This is a genomic window from Streptomyces lincolnensis (assembly GCF_021173675.1).
GTDB lineage: Bacteria > Actinomycetota > Actinomycetes > Streptomycetales > Streptomycetaceae > Streptomyces > Streptomyces lincolnensis_B.
Map to the genome: position 1 here is coordinate 495,564 of NZ_JAIHON010000003.1, position 20,106 is coordinate 515,669.

The 20,106-nt window shown below is 71.4% G+C and carries 14 protein-coding genes; 13 read left to right on the forward strand and 1 reads right to left on the reverse strand.

The window, feature by feature from the left end; translation table 11 throughout:
- Positions 1-65 precede the first annotated feature (65 nt).
- The 3 genes from K4B79_RS09325 (at position 66) to K4B79_RS09335 (ending at position 2,966) form a co-directional block, all read left to right on the forward strand.
- Positions 66-428, forward strand: coding sequence for a bifunctional 3-phenylpropionate/cinnamic acid dioxygenase ferredoxin subunit (locus K4B79_RS09325; protein ID WP_232025888.1), 363 nt, complete (start codon positions 66-68; stop codon positions 426-428).
- Positions 425-1,585, forward strand: coding sequence for an NAD(P)/FAD-dependent oxidoreductase (locus K4B79_RS09330; protein ID WP_232025889.1), 1,161 nt, complete (start codon positions 425-427; stop codon positions 1,583-1,585). The genes K4B79_RS09325 and K4B79_RS09330 overlap by 4 nt, the downstream gene beginning before the upstream one ends.
- 250 nt (positions 1,586-1,835) lie before the next feature.
- On the forward strand, positions 1,836-2,966 hold the full coding sequence (locus K4B79_RS09335) for an aromatic ring-hydroxylating oxygenase subunit alpha (protein WP_232025891.1): 1,131 nt from the start codon (positions 1,836-1,838) through the stop codon (positions 2,964-2,966).
- Positions 2,967-2,994: 28 nt separating this feature from the next.
- Here the strand turns inward: K4B79_RS09335 and K4B79_RS09340 are convergent, their stop codons facing one another.
- Entirely contained in the window at positions 2,995-3,741 is a 747-nt protein-coding gene (locus tag K4B79_RS09340) for an IclR family transcriptional regulator (protein ID WP_232026240.1), read from the reverse strand.
- Positions 3,742-4,074: 333 nt separating this feature from the next.
- Between K4B79_RS09340 and K4B79_RS09345 the strand changes: the two genes are divergently transcribed.
- From K4B79_RS09345 to K4B79_RS09390, 10 genes are all read left to right on the forward strand, one after another.
- Positions 4,075-4,845 (forward strand): class I SAM-dependent methyltransferase, encoded by a 771-nt coding sequence (locus K4B79_RS09345; RefSeq protein ID WP_232025893.1) that lies wholly within the window; start codon positions 4,075-4,077, stop codon positions 4,843-4,845.
- Between the two features lie 531 nt (positions 4,846-5,376).
- The gene (locus K4B79_RS09350) at positions 5,377-6,897 is read left to right on the forward strand and encodes a sugar transferase (protein WP_232025895.1); all 1,521 of its coding nucleotides are present in this window, start codon (positions 5,377-5,379) and stop codon (positions 6,895-6,897) included.
- A 70-nt stretch (positions 6,898-6,967) separates the two neighbouring features.
- Positions 6,968-8,293 (forward strand): nucleotide sugar dehydrogenase, encoded by a 1,326-nt coding sequence (locus tag K4B79_RS09355; protein ID WP_232025897.1) that lies wholly within the window; start codon positions 6,968-6,970, stop codon positions 8,291-8,293.
- Positions 8,294-8,297: 4 nt separating this feature from the next.
- Positions 8,298-9,548: a glycosyltransferase family 4 protein gene (locus tag K4B79_RS09360; protein ID WP_232025899.1), complete on the forward strand. Its 1,251-nt coding sequence runs from the start codon at positions 8,298-8,300 to the stop codon at positions 9,546-9,548.
- A complete protein-coding gene (locus K4B79_RS09365) occupies positions 9,545-10,912 on the forward strand; it encodes a YveK family protein (RefSeq protein WP_232025900.1) in 1,368 nt (455 codons plus the stop codon). Before K4B79_RS09360 ends, K4B79_RS09365 begins: the two co-directional genes overlap by 4 nt.
- Positions 10,909-12,429 carry a Wzz/FepE/Etk N-terminal domain-containing protein gene (locus tag K4B79_RS09370; RefSeq protein ID WP_232025902.1) on the forward strand — a complete coding sequence of 507 codons (1,521 nt, stop codon included), beginning with the start codon at positions 10,909-10,911 and terminating at the stop codon, positions 12,427-12,429. The genes K4B79_RS09365 and K4B79_RS09370 overlap by 4 nt, the downstream gene beginning before the upstream one ends.
- A 3-nt stretch (positions 12,430-12,432) precedes the next feature.
- The gene (asnB, locus tag K4B79_RS09375) at positions 12,433-14,367 is read left to right on the forward strand and encodes an asparagine synthase (glutamine-hydrolyzing) (protein ID WP_232025904.1); all 1,935 of its coding nucleotides are present in this window, start codon (positions 12,433-12,435) and stop codon (positions 14,365-14,367) included.
- 18 nt (positions 14,368-14,385) lie between these two features.
- A complete protein-coding gene (locus K4B79_RS09380; protein ID WP_232025906.1) occupies positions 14,386-16,572 on the forward strand; it encodes a bi-domain-containing oxidoreductase in 2,187 nt (728 codons plus the stop codon).
- Positions 16,569-18,563 (forward strand): alginate lyase family protein, encoded by a 1,995-nt coding sequence (locus tag K4B79_RS09385; RefSeq protein WP_232025908.1) that lies wholly within the window; start codon positions 16,569-16,571, stop codon positions 18,561-18,563. The genes K4B79_RS09380 and K4B79_RS09385 overlap by 4 nt, the downstream gene beginning before the upstream one ends.
- On the forward strand, positions 18,550-20,106 hold the full coding sequence (locus K4B79_RS09390; protein WP_232025910.1) for a right-handed parallel beta-helix repeat-containing protein: 1,557 nt from the start codon (positions 18,550-18,552) through the stop codon (positions 20,104-20,106). The genes K4B79_RS09385 and K4B79_RS09390 overlap by 14 nt, the downstream gene beginning before the upstream one ends.

A 20,106-nucleotide genomic window follows, 5' to 3' on the forward strand; every position in this document is an offset into this window, starting at 1 on the left:
CGGAGCCGCCTTCAGACTGACGTTGCGCTTACCGCAATCCGTTTCGCTATACGCACCGAGGTGTCATGATGATTCCCGCGTGCCGTCTCTCGGATCTCCCGCGAGGCGAGGCCTACCGGCTCGACATCGATCCGCCGGTCTCGGTGTTCCACACCGACGACGGCGAGATCTTCGCCATCGACGACACCTGCACCCACCAGGACGCCTCGCTCGCCGACGGCTGGCTGGAGGGCTGCGAGGTGGAATGCCCGCTGCATGCCTCGAAGTTCGACCTGAGGACCGGAGCGGTCGACGCCCCGCCGGCCAAGCTCCCCGTGCGCACGCACGAGGTGACGGTCGAGGACGGCATGATCTACGTCCGCATCTCCACGGACGCCCCCAACCTGCCGCCCTGCATCGCGGCCCGGCTCGCCGGGGAACCCGCGTGAGGACGGTGGCCGTGGTGGGAGCCTCGCTCGCCGGACTCTCGGCGGCGCGCTCACTGCGGAAACGGGGCTACGACGGGCGGCTGGTCGTCATCGGCGACGAGCTCCACCGCCCGTACGACAGGCCCCCGTTGTCCAAGGAGTTCCTCGCCGGCACCATCGGCGAGGCGGAACTCGCGCTGGAGACGGACGACGAGGACCTGCGTGCCGAGTGGCTGCTCGGCACCCGTGCCACCGGCTTCGACCGGACGGCCCGTGCCGTCCGGCTCTCCGACGGCCGGGAGGTCCGCGCCGACGGATTCGTCCTCGCGACCGGCGCCGCGGCACGCACCCTGCCCGGCGCCGAGGGCCTGGCCGGAGTGCACGTCCTGCGCACCCTGGACGACGCCCGCGCCCTCAGGGACGAGCTCGCCCTCGGCGGACGGCTGGTGGTGATCGGCGGCGGGTTCATCGGAGCCGAGGTCGCCTCCACCGCCTACGCCCTCGGACTCGACGTGACGGTGATCGAGGTGGCCCCGACACCACTCGCGGCATCGCTCGGCCCGGCCATGGGCTCCGTCGTCTCCGGCCTCCACACCGACCACGGCGTCCGGCTGCGGTGCGGCGTGGGCGTCAAGGGGCTGAGCGGGGAGCGCCGCGTGGACGCCGTGCTGTTGGAGGACGGCAGCACCGTTCCCGCCGACATCGTGGTCGTCGGGGTCGGCGCGCGCCCGTGCGTCGAATGGCTGGAAGGGTCCGGTATCGCGCTCGACGACGGCGTCAAGTGCGGTGCGGACGGCCGCACCGGCCTCGGCGGCGTGGTCGCCGTCGGGGACTGCGCCAACTGGTACGACCCCCGTGCGGGCCGGCACCGTCGCGTCGAGCACTGGACCGGTGCGCGGGAGCGGCCCGACGCGGCTGTCGCGGCCCTGCTGTCCTGGGGCGAGTCGGAACCGGGCGTGCCCAAACCGCCGTACTTCTGGTCGGACCAGTACGGCGTGAAGATCCAGTTCGCCGGTCACGCGGCCCGCGCCGACAGCGTGACGGTCGAGGAGGGCAGCCCGGACGAGCGCAACGTCCTGGCGGTCTACCGGCGTGCCGGCCGCCCGGTCGCCGTGCTCGGCATGAACCAGCCACGGCTGTTCACCCGCTGGCGGAAGCATCTCGCCATGGCGGCCTGACACGCGGCGGCCTGAAACACCCCGGTCCGGGTCACCGCAGTCCGAACCATCCGTGCCCGAGGCATCGCGACGGCCCGAGCCGTCGCGACCGCCCCGACACCGCTCATAGCCGCTCAACACCGTTCATCAGCGCTCGCACGCCCGTGGCCGCCCGAGGCCCCCGCGGCGTCGCTCCACCCAACAACGCCGTCCGGAGTCGCTCTTCCCGGCGCGTGAATACCCCTCCACGACGTTTCCCGAGGAGTGCACCGTGACCTCGACCAGCCTGCCGGACAGCCTCATCGCCACCCTCCCCGGCTCCTCCTACACCGATCCCGGGATCTTCGCCCAGGAGCAGGAGCGCATCTTCGAGACCATGTGGTTCTGCGTCGCGCGCGCGTCCGACCTGGCCGCGCCGGGCGCCTTCCGGACCGTCGACGTGGGCCGCGAGAGCATCCTCGTCACCCGCGCCCGCGACCACTCGATCCGCGCCTACTTCAACGTCTGCCGGCACCGCGGCGCCAAGCTGTGCACCGAGGAGTCCGGCGAGGTCAAGCGGGCCTTCCAATGCCCGTACCACGCCTGGACGTACGGCCTCGACGGCAAACTCGTCGCCGCCCCCAACCTCACCAAGATGCCCGACGTCGGCCGCACCGAGTACGGCCTGGTGACCGTGGCCACCCGTGAATGGCTCGGCTACGTCTGGGTCTGCCTGGCCGAGAACCCGCCCCCCTTCGAGGAGGAGGTGATCGGCGATGTCGTCGGCCGCCTGGGCGACGTCGAGTCGATCGAGCGCTACGGCATCGAGGACCTCTCCGTCGGCAAGCGGATCGTCTACGACGTGAAGGCCAACTGGAAGCTCATCATCGAGAACTTCATGGAGTGCTACCACTGCGCCACCATCCATCCCGAACTGACGGAGGTCCTGCCGGAGTTCGCGGACGGATACGCGGCCCAGTACTACGTGGGCCACGGCGCCGAGTTCGGCGAGGAGGTCCAGGGGTTCACCGTGGACGGCTCCGAAGGGCTGGACCGCATACCGGGCGTCTCACCGGAGCAGGACCGCCGCTACTACGCGATCACCGTCCGGCCGCAGGTCTTCATCAACCTCGTGCCCGACCATGTGATCTTCCACCGCATGTACCCGATGGCCGTCGACCGCACCGTCGTGGAGTGCGACTGGCTCTACCTCCCGCACGTCGTCGACAGCGGCAAGGACGTCGGCCGGTCCGTGGAGCTCTTCGACCGGGTCAACCGGCAGGACTTCGAGGCGTGCGAGCGCACGCAGCCCGGCATGAGCTCCCGCCTCTACGCCAAGGGAGGCGTCCTGGTCCCCAGCGAGCACCACATCGGTGGCTTCCACGACTGGGTCAACGAGCGTCTGGGCGCTCGTCCGCAGTAGAGGGCGCGGTGGTGGGAACGGCGGCAGGTCAGCCCAGGTAGCCCATCCGGTGGCTGATCTCGTCCGCGCCCTTGCACAGCACCGGGGCCAGCTCGTGCAGGCGCTCCTCGGTGAGCCGGTACGAGGGGCCCGAGGCGCTCAGGGCCGCGACGACGTCGCCTTCGCGGTTGCGGATCGGGGCGGCCATGGCGTGCAGGCCGAGCTCCAGTTCCTCCCGGGCCCAGGCGTAGCCGCGCTCCCGGGCCTCGGCGAGGTTCTTCTCCAGCTTCGTCTTCGCCGTGATGGTGTGCGGGGTGACCTTCTTCAGGCCGGCCTCGGCGAGCAGGGTGGCACGGTCCTTCGCGGGCAGATGGGCCAGCAGGATCTTGCCGCTGGAGGTGGCGTGCAACGGGGTCAGCTGGCCGACCCAGTTCTGCGCGGTGACGGCGCCCGGGCCACGCACCTGGTAGAGGTTGACCGCGTAGTGCTCCTGAAGCACGGCGATGTTGACGGTCTCGCCGATCTCCTCCGCCAGCCCCTCACAGACCGGGCGGCCCTGCTGTGTGATGTCGATGCGGCCCGTCACGGCGCCGGCCAGGCGCACGATGCCGAAGCCCAGCCGGTACTTGCCGCGCTCGCCGGCCTGTTCCACCAGGCCCCGCGCCTCCAGCGCGCCGAGCAGACGGAAAGCGGTGGACTTGTGAACATCGATTTCGGCCGCCACCTCGCTGACGCCCGCCTCGCCCCGTTGGGCCAGGATCTCCATGACGCTGATGGCACGGTCGACCGACTGCACTCCGCCGGCCTGTGAAGTGGACACTTCTGAGTCAGGGCTGTAGTTGCTCACAACGAAACTATACGCGCAGTACGCTACAACTTGTTTACGTCTGCGACGCTGACCAGGGCTTTTCTCCTGGTAGGGGACAGGTGTCGGGTCCGGGTGCCTGCCGTCCCCACCTGGGGGTTCAAGGCGGTTGTCATGGAAGTGTGCACGTGTTGTGTGCGGTCGGCGTCCCCTCCGGTATGGACCAGTTCTCGACAACCGCGTGCAGAATGCCCCATTCCGCCATGTCCGCGGTTCTATGCTCTTCGGGCACCGACAGGGGAGACGACGTGGGGGGCGTGCCAGATGGGGACAGCGCGGAGCGGGACATCGGCATGGAAGTCGGGGGTCAAACGGCTCGTCGGACGTACCGGATTCGACATCGTGCGCAGCACCGACAACCGGGGTGGAGTGGACGACTTCATCCCCTTCGAAGCGACGATGAGGGCCGCGCGGGCGGCCGGACTGTCGGTCGGTGACTACATCGACGAGGTCATGAACGGGACGCCCGGCGCCACCCAGTCGACCATCGACGAACTGCGTGCTCTCGGCGTCTTCGCCGCCGGGCCGGACACGGTGCTGGAGATCGGTCCCGGCTCCGGGCGGTACCTGGAGAGGACGTTGAAGGAGTGCTCGCCGGGGCGCTACGAGATCTACGAGACAGCGGCGCCCTGGGCCGCCTATCTGGTGGAGACCTTCGGCGTGGTCGCCCGGCCGACCGCCGGATCCAGTCTCACGCCGACTCCCGACGGCAGCGTCGATCTCGTGCTGGCTCACAAGGTCTTCAACACCCTGACCTTCCTCGGGACCTCCCGCTACTTCTTCGAGATGGCCCGTGTCGCGCGACCCGGCGGCCGGATCGTCTTCGACGTGATGACGGAGACCTGCCTGGACCCCGCCGCGATGCGCGCCTGGGCGACGAAGGGCGGTGAGGGGCACGACTCGTACCCGGCCGCCATGCCGCGCCGGACATGCGTGGACCTCTTCGCGACCCTCGGCTGCGACCTGGAGGCCGGCTTCCTGGCCCCCATGGGGGTCGCCTCCACCGAGGTGCTCGTCTTCCGCAAGAAGGCCTGATCCACTCGAAGGGGACCTGGTCCATCCGGACGCCTTCCGTCCTCGCTGGTCGCGCGGCGTGTCTTCGTCGCCGAGCCGATCAAGGTCGGTCATCGGATGGTGAACATGGCTACAAATCTTGAGCACAAATTCCACACACCCTCTCTCCAGGCGGGCGTTGATGGTCTAGATTGACGGATCACATGCAGGGACACAGAGCCACAAATCGTGATCTATGGGTCCAGCGCGGCGAACAGTCAGGGTCTCGTTCGCGACGCCGGACGTGGGGGTGATCGATTCCTGGAGCTCTGGCGGGGCCACGGGTGTGGGGAGCACCCGACGTCTCGACGGTTCCTGCACACCTGGAGAGCCGCGCAGGACGTACGAGTCCACTGCCGTCCAGGTGAGTTGTTCAAGAAGCGCTGAAGCAGGCGGGGTGCCATTCATGGGGGGCGTGGGTCTCCCGGGAGGAGGGGCAGCGCGACGCCGGGGGGCGTGGGCCCTCAGGGGAGCAGCAGGGCGGGAGGCGGGGGCCTCTCGGGGGGAGGGACTGTGTTGGGCAAGCACGTCGAACCCACTGGCGACCTGGGAAGAACGCGACAGGGGGAATTAGTCAGCCCGTTTCCGTCGGACCGCGGGCATCCGGCGGACGGGGGCATCGGCCGGCCCGCGATCGACTGGGAACAGCGGTACCGCCGTACCGTGATCATCAGCGATACCGTGGCCACCGCCTTCGTGGTGGCGGCCATCGGCGGCTTCTTCGGCGCCCGGGACGCGGCCAACTGGCACGAGAAGTGGCGCATCCTCGCCTTCGGCACCGAGCTCCTTGTTCTGGGAGCGCTCGCGCTGAGCCGGGCGTGGGCGCCCGCCGTACTCGGCCAGGGTGCCGAGGAGTTCCGCAGACTGGGACGCTCGCTGTTCACCGCGGCCGTCGTCCTGTCACTGGGCGGGATCGCCCTCGCCTCACGCAACATCAAGCTCTGGATCTTCGTCGCGATCCCGGCGATCGCGCTGGTCACCATGACCGAGCGGTACGTACTGCGCCTCCGGCTGCACAAGCAGCGCAAAGAAGGACGATGTCTGCGGCCGGTGCTCGCCGCCGGCAGCCCGGCCACCGTGCGCGATCTGATCGCCCGGGCCCGCAAGTTCCCGCATCTGGGCTGGCGGGTGGAGGCGGTGTGCACACCGGACGGCCTCGGGCTCGACGGTGACCAGTTGGACGGAGTACCGGTGGTCGGCCGGCTGGCCGACGTCGCCGACCATGTCCGCCAGGGCGGCTACCGAGTCGTCGCGGTGACGCCGGACCCGCACTGGTCACCGGACCGGCTCCAACGGCTGGCCTGGAACCTCGAGGGCAGCGACACCGAGATGGTCGTCGCCCCCGTGCTGATGGAGGTGGCCGGTCCGCGGCTGCACGTCGACGCGGTACTCGGGATCCCGCTGCTGCGGGTCAGCATGCCGACCTTCAGCGGGGGCCGCCGGGTGATCAAGGGGGTGGTCGACCGGGTCGGCGCGGCGATCCTGCTGGTGCTGTTCGCGCCGCTGATGGCGCTCGTCGGGCTGCTCGTGCTGGCGGACAGCCGGGGCGGGGTGTTCTACCGCCAGCGCCGGGTCGGCAAGGACGGCCAGGAGTTCACGATCTTCAAGTTCCGCACCATGGTCGCCGGGGCCCACCGCACACGGGCCGAGTTGGCCCACCGCAACGAGGGCGCCGGCCTGCTGTTCAAACTCCGCCGGGATCCGCGGGTGACCCGGGTGGGAGCGGTACTGCGCCGGTACTCGATCGACGAACTCCCGCAGCTCTTCAACGTACTCACCGGCTCGATGTCGCTCGTCGGCCCGCGGCCCCCGCTGCCGGAGGAGTCCGCCGAGTACGGACCGGACATCCGGCGGCGGCTGCTGGTCAAGCCCGGGCTCACCGGGCTGTGGCAGATCAGTGGACGCAGCGACCTGCCGTGGGAGGAGGCGGTGCGGCTCGACCTGCGGTACGTGGAGGACTGGTCGCTCGCCCTGGACGCGGTGATCTTGTGGAAGACACTGCGCGCGGTGTTGCAGGGCCAGGGGGCTTACTGATGCGCGGCGGCCTCCGGCCGACGCGCGGACCGCAGGCCACAGGGGCCTGCCTTGGGGGGAGGGACGCGTCATGAGAGTCAGCGTTTTCGGGCTCGGCTACGTCGGCTGCGTGTCGGCCGCATGCCTGGCCGGCATGGGACACGAGGTCATCGGGGTCGACGTGAACCAGGCGAAGGTCGACCTGGTCGACGACGGCAAGGCTCCGGTGGTCGAGGAGCGGATCGGCGAGCTCACCGCCGAAGTCGTACGGACCGGAGCGCTGCGCGCCACCCGCGACGTCGAGGAGGCGATCAAGGGCAGCGACGTGTCGCTGGTCTGCGTGGGCACACCGTCCGAACCCAACGGCAGCCTGTGCACCACGTACTTGGAGCGGGTCACCGAGCAGATCGGCGCCGCGCTGGCCGCGAGGGTCGGACAAGGGAGCCGGCACACGGTCGTGTTCCGCAGCACCATGCTTCCGGGGACCTGCCTGAACCTGCTGATACCCCTGTTGGAGAAGCACTCCGGGGGCACGGCCGGGGTGGACTTCGGGGTCGCGGTCAACCCGGAGTTCCTGCGCGAGGGCACGAGTGTGCGGGACTTCTTCGACCCGCCCAAGACCGTCATCGGCGAGATCGACCCGGCGAGCGGCGACGTGGTCGCGGCGCTGTACGAGGGACTGCCCGGCGAGACTTTCCGGGTGCCGGTCCCGACGGCCGAGGCGATCAAGTACGCGGACAACGCGTTCCACGGCCTCAAGATCGGCTTCGCGAACGAGCTGGGCGCGGTGTGCCAGGCCCTCGGGGTGGACGCACACCAGGTGATGGACGTGTTCCTGGCCGACCGCAAGCTGAACATCAGCCCCGCCTATCTGCGGCCGGGCTTCGCCTTCGGCGGCTCCTGCCTGCCCAAGGACCTGCGCAGCCTGGTCCACGCGGCGCAGCGGGCCGATGTCTCGGTGCCGATCCTCGCCCACGTGCTGCCCTCCAACTCCGCCCACCTGCAGCGCGCGGTGGACCTGGTCGAGCGCACCGGCAAGCGCCGGGTGGGCCTGTTCGGGCTGTCCTTCAAACCCGGCACCGACGACCTTCGCGAGAGCCCCCTCGTAGAACTGGCGGAGAGGCTCTTCGGCAAGGGGTACGACCTGCGGATCTACGACGCCAACGTGAACCTCTCCCGGCTGATGGGCGCGAACCGCGAGTACATCGAGAACCGGCTGCCGCACCTGGAGCAGCTGCTCGCCAACTCCGTGGACGAGGTGCTCGACCACGCCGAGGTGTGTCTGATCGGGACCAGGGACCCGGCCGTCCTGTCGGCGCTGCCCCACGGTGACAGCCCGGTGCTGGTCGACCTCATCCACCTTCCCGACGCCGAGGCGCGGCGGGCCGACCCGGGGTACGTGGGCCTTGCCTGGTGACGCGATGAACGGTGAGGGAGCGGGGCGGCGCGCGCTGATCCTCGTGGAGAACCTGTCGGTGCCCTTCGACCGGCGGGTGTGGCAGGAGTGCACGACCCTGCGCGACGCGGGCTGGGAGGTGCACGTCATCTGTCCCCGCGGGGAGAAGCGGGACACGGAGCCGGAGGCGGTGATCGACGGGGTGCGGATCCACCGCTACCCGTTGCGCGCGGCCACCGGGGGACCGGCCGGCTACCTGCGGGAGTACGGATCGGCGTTGTGGCACACGGCCCGGCTGGCCCGCAGGGTCGGCCCGGTCGACGTGGTCCACGCCTGCAACCCGCCCGATCTGCTGTTCCTGCCGGCCCTGTGGCTGAAGCGGCGCGGCGCGCGGTTCGTCTTCGACCAGCACGACCTGGTGCCCGAGCTGTACCTCTCCCGGTTCGACCGCGGCGAGGACCTGCTCTACCGGGCCGTGTGCGCGCTGGAACGGCGCACCTACCGGGCCGCGGACATCGTGCTCGCCACGAACGAGAGCTACCGGGACGTGGCGGTGCGCCGTGGCGGCCGGCGGCCGGAGGACGTGTTCGTGGTGCGCAGCGCGCCCCAGATCGAGCGGTTCCAACCGGTGCCGCCCGAGCACGAGTTGAAGCGCGGCAAGCCTCATCTGCTGTGCTACCTCGGTGTGATGGGCCCGCAGGACGGTGTCGACTACGCCCTGCGCGCCCTCGCGAAGCTGCGCGACGAGCTGGGGCGGACCGACTGGCACGCGGTGTTCGTCGGGTCCGGGGACGCCTTCGACGCGATGGTGGAGCTGTCCCGGCGGCTCGGACTGGCGGACCAGGTGCAGTTCACCGGGCGCATCCCGGACGCCGATCTGGTGCGCTATCTGTCCACCGCGGACGTGTGCCTGTCCCCGGACCCGCGCAATCCGCTCAACGACGTGTCGACCATGAACAAGGTCCTGGAGTACATGGCGATGGGCCGGCCGATCGTCTCCTTCGACCTGAAGGAGGCACGCGTCTCCGCCGGTGACGCCGCCGTCTACGCGCCCGCCGACGACGAGGCCGAGTTCGCCGGACTCGTCGCACTGCTGCTGGACGACCCGGAGCGGAGGGCCCGGATGGGCAAGATCGGCCAGGAGCGGGTCGGCGGGCCGCTCTCCTGGCGGAACTCACAGGCGTCACTGCTCGCCGCCTACGCCGCCGCCTGCCGGGACCGCGCTCCGGTGTCCGCGGGCGACCGGATCCGCACCGGGAAGAGGCGGCGTAGTTGAACGATGAAACGATACGCCTGGTCACGATCGGGCGGGTCATCCGACGGCGGTGGCGGCTGCTCGCCGTCCTCGCCGTGGTGGGTGCGCTCGTCGGCTTCGGTGCCTCCGTGGTGTTCCCACCGCGCTACACCACATCGGCATCGGTCCTGCTGTCGGGACAGTGGGAAGAACGTGAGCTGCTCACCCAGGCGGCGATCGCGACCAGCTCGGTCGTGGTCGACCGCGCCGCCGACCGGCTCGGCTGGACCGAGTCCGGCAGCGAGCTGCGCGACCGGGTGAGCGCCACCGCCGCCGAGGGGAACATCATCAAGATCTCGGGCACGGCCGACACCCCGCAGCGTGCGCAACAGCTCTCCGACCAGGTGGCCGAGGAGTACGTCGCGTTCGCCGCACGGCTCGCCGGCGACACCTCCGACCCGGACGCGGCGACCCGGCCCGAGGCACTGCGCAAGCTGGTGGTGCAGACCAGCCGCCGTATCACCGAGCTGGCCGGTGCGGCCGACCCGGGGCAGAGCGTGGAAAGCGTGCAGGGCCGCACCGAGCTGGAGAAGCTGCGCACCACGCTCCAGGAAGCCATGGAGAAGCTGGAACAGGTCGACCCCTCGCTCAACAAGGCCAACATGGTCGTCATGGGGCCGGCGGCCCGGCCGACCGGTGAGGCCCCGCCCACCAGACCCCAACTCGTCGTCGCCGGGGCACTGCTGTTCTTCCTGCTCGCGGTCGTCGGCCACCTGGCCGCGGCACGGGCCGGCCGCAGACCGCGTGCCGAACCGGAGATCGCCGCGGCGCTGGGCTCGACCCTGCTGGGTTCCGTCGACGTACCCGGCGAACCACGCGCGCGGCGGCCGCGGGCCCGCGGACCGCGCGCCTGGACACGCCGGTTCCTCGGCGTCGACACCCGGTGGGACATACCCACCCCGCAGGCCTCCGGCGGTGAGACGGGGAGACGGATCCGCTACGCACGCGTGTGCGCCCGCCTGCGGAACCAGATGCCGGCCGCCCGCCGAGAGCTGCTGGTCGTCGTACCGGACGACGACGACATCGCCCACCGGGCCGCCGAGCACCTCGCCGCCGAGGCGGGAGGCGATCCGCTGCTGCGGGTGGTCGAGGTGCCGGTGTCCCGGCCGCTGGTACCGGACCGCAGCACCGAGTCCGGAGTCCTGGTCGTGCTCAGCGCGGGCAGCCGCACCGCGGAGGAACTCGCCGGCCTCGCCGAGGCATGCGCGGACGCCGGGCACGAGGTCGTCGGCACCGTCGTCGCCGGCCCGGTCCGGGCCCCTACGACGAAGTCCGTCGGCTCCCCTCCGCAGGGCGCCGCGCAGGCGGTCGCGGTGGGCGCCGACCCGAGCGGAGGTTCGGCATGACGACGAGCACGGTGCCGGAGCCGCCGGCCGCCGCTCCGCTCCTCGACCTCCAGGCACTGGTGGTGGCGGTGCGCAGGCGGCGCCGACTGTGGTGCCTGGTGGGGCTGCTCGGGCTGCTGGCCGGTGCGGCGGTGGCGGTCCTGCTGCCGCCACCACCGACCGCGGTGACCACCGTGCTCGTCGCGCACGAGGCGGATCAGCCGAACGACCCCGGCACCCTGATCCGCACCGACGCCGCACTGCTGCAGACCACCCGGATCGCCGGCCGGGCCCTGGAGGCCCTCGACTCCCCGCAGCGCCCGGAGGACTTCATGCGGGACTACCAGGGCCTCGGCCTGACCAACAACCTGCTGCGGATCACCGTCACAGGTGCCGACGACGCGGAAGCGGTGGCCCGCGCCAAGGCGCTGGCCGACGCGTTCGTCGAGGACCACGTACGGCGGATACGGGAAGCCGCCGACGCCGAGGCCAAGGCCCTGCTCGGTCAGCGGGACACCATGCGGGACGAACTCGCGCGGGTCAACGAGGAGATCGGGAGCGGAGCGCCGCAGAGCGACCCCGAGGCGTCGGCGAACCTGGAGTCCCTCTTCGCCCGCCGGGCCGAACTCACCTCGCGGATCGCCGACTTCGACCAGCGCGCCGAGGAAGCACGCCTGGGCACGCCCCGGCTCGTCGCGGGCACGCAGGTCGTGGACGCCGCGCGCGCGGTGCGTCACTCCCTGCCCCGGACCGCCGTCACCAACGCCGGGATCGGGCTCGTCCTCGGACTCGCCCTCGGGCTCGCGCTGGCAGCGGTCGGCTCGGTGGTGGCGGACCGCCCCGTGCTGCGCAGGCAGATCGCGGCGAACCTGGGTGCCTCGGTCCTCGCGGAGCTGCCCCGCCGGCCGGCGATGCTGTGGCGGCGCCGACGGAACCGGGTGGCCCGCGAGCGGCTCACGACGTCCCTGGCCCGTGCAGCGCGTGACTTCGCGGAGCCGATGTCGCTGCTGGAACTGGGCTGTGCCCGCACCGTGAGCGGGATCGCGCTGGACGTCGCGAGGGTGCTGGCGGCGGAGGGGCCTCTGGTCGTCGTCGACGGTCTGCCCGGCTCGCAGCTCGCGGGCCGCCGACAGAAACCGGGGGACCCGACCGTGGTGAGCGGTGGGCACGCCGCGGCCGGGTCTCAGCACGAGCGGCGGCTGGGCGTCGGCTCGGTCGCGCCCGGCACCGCGTGGACCGACCTCGCGTACCTCGGCACCCGGACCGTGCTCGTCGTACGTGCCGGACACGGCAGCGCCGCATGGCTGCACACCGTGGCGCGGCAGCTCGCGGACCAGCACATACCGGTGATCGGTGTGGTGCTGATCGATCCCGATCCCCGTGACCGGACCGACGGCACGCTGTGGGACGGGCAACACACCGCGCCACGCGGCGGGAACGACGGGCCGGCCCGGCAGAACGGGACGGGCCCACGGCACAAGGAGCGGTCGCCCATGTGGGCGGCACGGGTCCCGGACAGCGACCAGGAGGCGCGGTAGCACATGTGTGGCATCGCAGGCACGTATCGATGGCCGGACGGGAAGGTCGTGACCGACCGGCTCACCGAGACCCTCGCCCACCGCGGTCCGGACGGATCGGGTCGGTACAGCCACCCCCTCGGTGACGGAGAAGTGCATCTCGGGCACCGCCGGCTGGCCATCATCGACCTGTCCGAGACCGGCGCGCAGCCGATGGCCTCGGGCGGCCTCGTCCTGACGTACAACGGCGAGCTGTACAACGCGCCCGAGCTGCGTGCCGAACTGACCTCCGCCGGGGTGCGCTTCCGCGGCACCTCCGACTCCGAGGTACTCCTCGAGGCCTGGCGGCGCTGGGGCACCGACTGTCTGCCCCGGCTGCGCGGCATGTTCGCGTTCGGGATCTTCGACGAGCGCACCGGTGAGCTGGTGCTCGCCCGCGACCAGCTCGGCATCAAGCCGCTGTTCCTGATCCGGCGCGGCGGCGGCCTGGTGTTCGCCTCCGAGCTCAAGGCGCTGGCCGCCGCGAGCGGCGGGACGCTTCAGGTGGACCATGCCGCGCTGGTGGCCTCGCTGCTGTACTACTGGGTTCCGGACTCACGGTGCGCGTTCCGCGAGGCGGAGAAGCTCCCCCCGGGAAGCTGGCTGAAGGTGCGGCCCGACGGCCGGGTGGAGCGGGGACGGTTCTGGAACCTGAAGGACGTCGCCGCCGAGGGCCGGGACCGGGCCCGGGCCGGCGAGCGGCCGGACCTGGCGGCCGTCGTCGAGGAGTCGACCCGTCGGCACCTGCTCTCCGACGTCCCCGTGGCGACCTTCCTCTCCGGTGGCCTCGACTCCAGTTACCTCACCGCGCTGGCGGCCCGCGACCGGCCCGGGATCGCCGCCTACACGATCGGGTTCCGCGCCGAGGACGCCAGATTCGAGGCGATGCCCGACGACCTGCGCTACGCCCGTCAGGTCGCCGAGCGCTTCGGCGTCGACCTGCGCGAGATCGAGATCGCCCCCAACGTGCTCGACCTGCTGCCACGGATGACGCACCACCTGGACGAGCCGATCGGTGATCCCGCCGCGATCAACACCTTCCTGATCTGCTCGGCCGCCCGGGAGGCCGGGATCAAGGTGCTGCTCTCGGGGATGGGCGCCGACGAGCTGTTCGCCGGTTACCGCAAGCACCTGGCCAACCTGCTCGCGCTGCGCTATCAGCGCGTGCCCCGGCCCCTGCGGCGCGGGGTGTCCGCGGCCGTGGACCGGCTGCCGGTCGCCACGAGCCGCCGGGGGTACCGGTCGGTGCGCTTCGCGAAGCGGTTCCTCTCCTTCGCCGAACTGCCGGAGGAGACCGCGTTCCGGCGCAGCTACACCCTGTACGACCAGGACGAGCTGCTCGCCCTGCTCGATCCGGACCTGGCCGGGACGGTCGACGACGTGCTGACCGAGCACGCGGACGTCTACGAGGACAACGACCTCGACGACTTCGTCAACCGCATGTGCCTGGGCGACGCCCGGATGTTCCTGCCGGGCCTGAACCTCGCCTACACGGACCGCTCCAGCATGGCCGCGTCCACCGAGGTGCGGGTGCCGTACGTGGACGTCGACGTGGTCAGGGCGGCGTTCGCCGTGCCCGGCGACCGCAAGATCGTCGGACGGCAGGGGAAGGCCGTCCTGAAGGAGGCGGCCGCCTCGATCCTGCCCCGGGAGATCGTCCACCGGCCCAAGGGTCTGTTCAGCGCCCCGCTGCGCGCCTGGATGAGCCGGGATCTGGCACCCCTGGTGCGCGAGGTGGTCAACGACGGCCTGCTCGTCCGTTCCGGGTTCCTGCGCCGCGACGCGCTGGCGCGGATGGTCGCCGAGGACGCCGCCGGGCAGCGGGACTTCTCCAAGCATCTGTGGCATGTGCTGACCCTCGAGTACTGGTACCGCGACGCGATCTCCGGGTCCGGTCAGAGCGCTCGGCCGACGGCTTAGGAAATCAGAGGAGTTCGGGTGAAACAGGTTGTGCAGAACTACAAGAGCGGCGAGCTGGCGGTGCTCGACGTACCGGTGCCGGGGTGCAAGCCGGGCGGTGTGCTGGTCCGCAGCGCCTATTCGCTGATATCGACCGGGACCGAGCTCATGAAGGTGTCCGAGGCCGGCATGTCGATGGTCGGAAAGGCCCGCTCCCGTCCGGACCAGGTGGCCAAGGTCATGCAGAGCGTGGCCACCAACGGGGTGCCCGCCACTTACCGCAAGGTGATGGGCAAACTGGACTCCTACACCCCGCTGGGCTACTCGCTGTGCGGGGTGGTCGAGCAGGTCGGCGTCGGCGTCGACGACGTGAAGGTCGGCGACCTCGTGGCCTGCGCCGGCAACGAGCACGCGCTGCACGCCGAACTGAACTGGGTGCCCAAGAACCTCTACACCCCGGTGCCGGACGGCCTCGCTCCCCGGCACGCGGCCTTCGGCACCGTCGGGTCGATCGCGTTGCAGGGCGTCCGCCAGGGCGAGTCACGACTCGGCGAAGTGGCCCTGGTCATCGGCCTCGGACTGATCGGGCAACTGGTGGTGCAACTCCTCGTCGCCTCGGGAGTACGTGTCGTCGGGGTGGACCCCGATCCGGTGCGGTGCGAGCTCGCCCAGCGCCTGGGGGCCACCTCCTGCGGAGATCCCGCGTCCGCGGCCGTGGAGGTCGCCGTCGCCGAACTCACCGGCGGTCACGGCGTGGACCAGGTGTACCTGGCCGCCGGCGGCGGCAGCAACCAGCCCGTCGAGCTGGCCGCCCGGCTCTGCCGGGACCGCGGCCGGGTCGTCGACATCGGCAAGTGCCGCCTGGACCTGCCGTGGAACGCGTACTACGAGAAGGAACTCGACGTCCGCTTCTCCCGTTCCTACGGCCCCGGCCGCTACGACCCGGAGTACGAACTGCAGGGCCGGGACTACCCGATCGGCTACGTGCGCTGGACCGAGCGCCGCAACCTGGCCTGCTTCCTCGATCTCCTCGCCCGCGGCCGCGTCGACGTGGAGCCGTTGGTCTCCCACGTCGCCGACTTCGACGACGCCGTGGAGACGTACCAGCGCCTGAAGGACGGCGACCTGAAGGCCGTGGCGGTGCTGTTCAAGTACCCCCGGCAGGTGGCGGAGGCGCAGGCTCCGGAGGTGGCCGTGCCCGCCGCTCCCGCGCGGCGCAGTCCGGTGCGGGCCGCCACGACGCCGGTGCGCCTCGCGTTCGTCGGTGCCGGGAACTACGCCACGTCGATGCTGTTGCCGCACCTGGCCGGGCGCGACGGCGTCGAGCTGTCGACCGTCGTGACCACGACGGCGCTGTCCGCGGCCAACGCGCAGCGCAAGTTCGGCTTCACCGAGGCCACCACCGACCTCGACGCCGTACTCGGTGACAAGTCCGTCGACGCGGTGTTCGTGGTCACCCGCCACAGCTCCCACGCCGAACTGACCCGGAGGGCACTGCTGGCCGGCAAGGCCGTGTTCGTGGAGAAGCCCCTGGCCCTCACCGAGGACGAACTGGCCGGGGTGCTCGCCGCGGTGGAGGAGTCCGGCAACGACCGGATCCAGGTCGGCTTCAACCGGCGGTTCGCACCGCTGCTGCGCGAGGCGAAGCAGCGGTTCGGCGCCCGGACCGGTCCGGCGAGCCTGCGCTACCTGGTCAACGCCGGGCGACTGCAGCACGGCAGCTGGTACCTCCAACAGGGCACCGAGGGCTCGCGGTTCGCCGGCGAGGGCGGGCACTTCATCGACACGGCGAGCTGGCTGCTGGAGGCCGACCCGGTGTCGGTGTACGCGGTCGCCGCGCCAGGCACCGACGACCTCCAGGTCGTGCTGCGCTACCCGGACGGGTCCACCGCCACCATCAGCTACGTCACCACCGGGGCGCCCGGCTTCCCCAAGGAGACGCTGGACCTGGTCGCGGACGGCAAGGTGCTGAGGCTCGACGACTTCGTGCGGGCCTCGCTGTACACGGACGGCGGGGCCGGCCGCGGGCGGTGGGTCAGTTCACGGCTGCCCAAGGCCCGGGACAAGGGCCAGAACGCCGAACTCGCCGCGTTCGTCAGGGCCGTACGGACCGGCGGGCCGATGCCCGTACCGCTGGAGTCGCTGGTCGCCACCACGGCGGCCACTCTCGCCGTGCGGGCCGGGCTGGCGGCCGGTGCACCGGTGACGTTGGCGAGGGCGCGATGACTGTGAACTCGGGGAGTCCGGGCTGGTACCTGCGCCGGCTGTCCCGGATGAGACCGGCGGAGGTCGGCGGCCGGGTGGGCGACGCGGTGCGCAGGCGGCGGTGGCGGTCGGCGCGGCCGGACGGCCCGAGCGTGAGCGATGCCCTGTTCACCGCGGTCCTGCCCGCGGGGGCTCTCGCCGCGGTGTCGCCGGACGCCGCGAAGCGCCTCCTCGCCGAGGCCGACCGGCTGATGGTCGGACACGTCGAGTACTTCGGGGTGGTCCGCGACGACCTGGCCGACCCGGACTGGTGGTGCGACCCGAAGACCGGGCGCCGGGCCCCGTGGGGCTACGCCTTCGACGTGCCGTACCGGAACGAGGACGTGGTCGGGGACATCAAGCAGATCTGGGAGCTGTCCCGGCACCAGTACCTCACCGTGCTCTCCGCCGCCTACGCGATCACCGGGGACGAGCGGTACGCCGAGCGGGTCGCCGAGCACCTGCGGTCGTGGTGGGCGGCCAACCCACCGCTGCGCGGCGTGCACTGGATCAGCGGCATCGAGCTGGGGATCCGGCTGCTGTCCTGGGTGTGGATCCGCCGGCTGCTCGACGGCTGGCCGGGCGCGGCCGCGCTGTTCGAGGACAACCCGGTGGCGCTGAAGCAGATCTGGCACCACCAGCGCTGGCTGGCCGCCTTCCCCAGCCGGGGGTCCTCGGCGAACAACCACGTCATCGCCGAGGCCGCCGGGCAGTTCGCCGCGGCCTGCGCCTTCGGCTGGTTCCCCTCCTCGGCGCGCTGGCGGGCCGACGCGCTGCGGTCGCTGGAACGACAGCTGCGCGCCAACACCTTCGGCTCCGGCCTCAACCGTGAACTGGCCACCGAGTACCACGGCCTGGTCCTGGAACTCGGCCTGGCCGCGCTGGCCGAGGCGGATGCCGCCGACGTGCCGGTCCCCGCGTCGATCCGGCTGGTGCTGCTGCGGATGACGGACGCGCTCGCAGCCGTCGTGGACAACCGCCTGCGGCCACCGCGCCAGGGAGACGCGGACGACGGACACGGTCTGATCGTGGACGGCGTGGGCACCGACCGCTGGGCCTCGCTGCTGGCCACCGGGGACGCCCTGTTCGGCCGGCTCGACTGGTGGCCGGCGGTGACCGGCACCGATGTGCGCACCCCGCTGCTGGCCGCCCTCATCAAGCCCACCCGACCGTCCGTGATGCGCCCGGTGAGCCGCCCGGCGCACTTCGCCGACGCGGGCATGACCATCCTGCGCGGCCTGCGGGAGACGGACGAGATCTGGTGCCGCTGCGACGGCGGCCCGCACGGCTTCCTGTCCATCGCCGCCCACGCCCACGCGGACGCTCTGTCCGTGGAGGTCCGGCACGACGGGGTCGACGTGCTCGCCGACCCGGGGACGTACTGCTACCACGGGCAGCCCGAGTGGCGGCGGTACTTCCGGTCGACCCTCGGCCACAACACCCTGCAGCTGGACGGCGATGACCAGTCCGTCTCCGGTGGCCCGTTCCTGTGGACCCGGCAGGCCCGCAGCCGCGTCCTGGTCGCCGATCCCTCCGACGAAGGGGTGGGCCGTTGGTGTGCCGAGCACGACGGCTACCGGCGCTCCGTGCACCGCCGACGGGTGGAGCTGACGGCCGCGAGCCGGGAGCTGAAGGTGGTGGACGAGGTCCGCGGCCCACACGGCCCGCGCCGGGCCGTACGCCTGGCGTTCCACCTCGGCCCGGCCATCGCCGCCGACCTGGTGGCGGACCGGGCGGAGCTCACCTGGACCCGGGACGGCGAGGACCGCTCCGCGATGCTCGACCTGCCCGGGCAGCTGTCCTGGCGGGCGCACCGTGGCGAGAGCGACCCGCCGCTGGGCTGGTACTCCGCCGGCTTCGGGCGCAGGGAACCCGCCACCACGCTGGTCGGCACCGGCTTCGCCGACGGCGCGCAGATGTTCACCACCGTCCTCAGGTTCCGTGACCAGGGGGCCAGTGATGAGTCTCCGTGAAGGACCGGCCGCACGGCGCCGGGGGATCGGTCGGCGGCACTGGGCGTTCGCGCCGGTGGGGCTGGCGTTGGCCCTGTTGGCGGTGACCGGGTGTGAGAACACACCGGGCGCGCGGGCGAAGCCGAGCGCCGAACCGTCGTCCACGTCCGTCGCCCGGGCGTGCGCCCGGCCCGCGGCCGGGCCGACGAAGGCGCCCGAGGGCGCGGTCACGGTCGACGCCACGGTGGTCGGCGATCTGGCCGCGAAGACCAGCAGCAACCCGCCGAACACCACCTTCTGGCTTCGACCGGGCAAGCACCGGCTCACCCCGGACCGCTACGCGCAGGTCATCCCCAAGGAGGGCAACCGCTACCTCGGCGCGCCCGGCGCGGTGCTCGACGGACGGAAGAAGAACCAGTACGCGTTCGGCGGGGCGGCCCGCGACGTCACCATCCGCCATCTGACCGTGCAGGGCTTCGTCGCGCCGCAGGACCAGGGTGTCGTCAACCACGACTCGGCCGACGGGTGGGTGATCGAACAGACCACGATCCAGTACAACTCCGGTGCCGGACTGATGGCCGGAGCCCGCCAGCAGATCCGCGGCAGCTGCCTGCGCGGCAACGGCCAGTACGGCCTGAACGCCTACAAGCCCGGCAACTCCATCCGTGGCCTGGTGGTCGAGGGCAACGAGATCGTGGGCAACAACACCGACGACTGGGAGCGGCGGCGAAAGGGCTGCGGCTGTACCGGGGGCGCCAAGTTCTGGGCCGTCAACGGCGCCGACATACGCGGCAACTGGGTGCACGACAACCGCGGAACAGGGCTGTGGGCGGACACCAACAACAACGACTTCCGCATCGAGGACAACGTGCTGGAGGCCAACGACGGTGCCGCGCTGATCTACGAGACCAGCTACAACGCGGTCATCCGGGACAACACGATCCGGCGCAACAACTGGGTCGAGGGCCGTGAGAAGGCCGAGCACGGCGACAGCTTCCCGTTCGCGACCGTCTACGTGTCCGAGTCCGGCGGCGAACCACGGATCCGGGCCCGCACCGACAAGATCGAGATCTATCGGAACGTACTGGAGAACAACTGGTCCGGGATCACCCTGTGGGAGAACGCCGACCGGTTCTGCAACAGCCCGGCCAACACCTCCTCCGGTGACTGCACCCTGCTGGTCCGGGACACCGACCGGTGCGCCCGGCCGGCGATCGCCACCGCACCGCTCTACGACGACTGCCGGTGGAAGACCCAGCGCGTGGACATCCACGCCAACCGCTTCGTGCTGGACAAGTCCGTCGTCAAGTGCACGGAGAAGTGCGACCGCATGGCAGTGCTCGCCAACTACGGCACCTACCCGGACTGGTCGCCGTACCGGGGCGAGAAGGTGGCCGAGGCGATCACCCGCGAGCAGCGCAACCGCTGGCACGACAACGTCTACCTCGGCCCCTGGAACTTCGTCGCCCAGGACACCAGCCAGGTGCTCACCTTCAAGGGCTGGCAGGGCCGCCCCTACCAGCAGGACACGGGCAGCACCCTCGACCCGCGGGCCGGTGGTTGA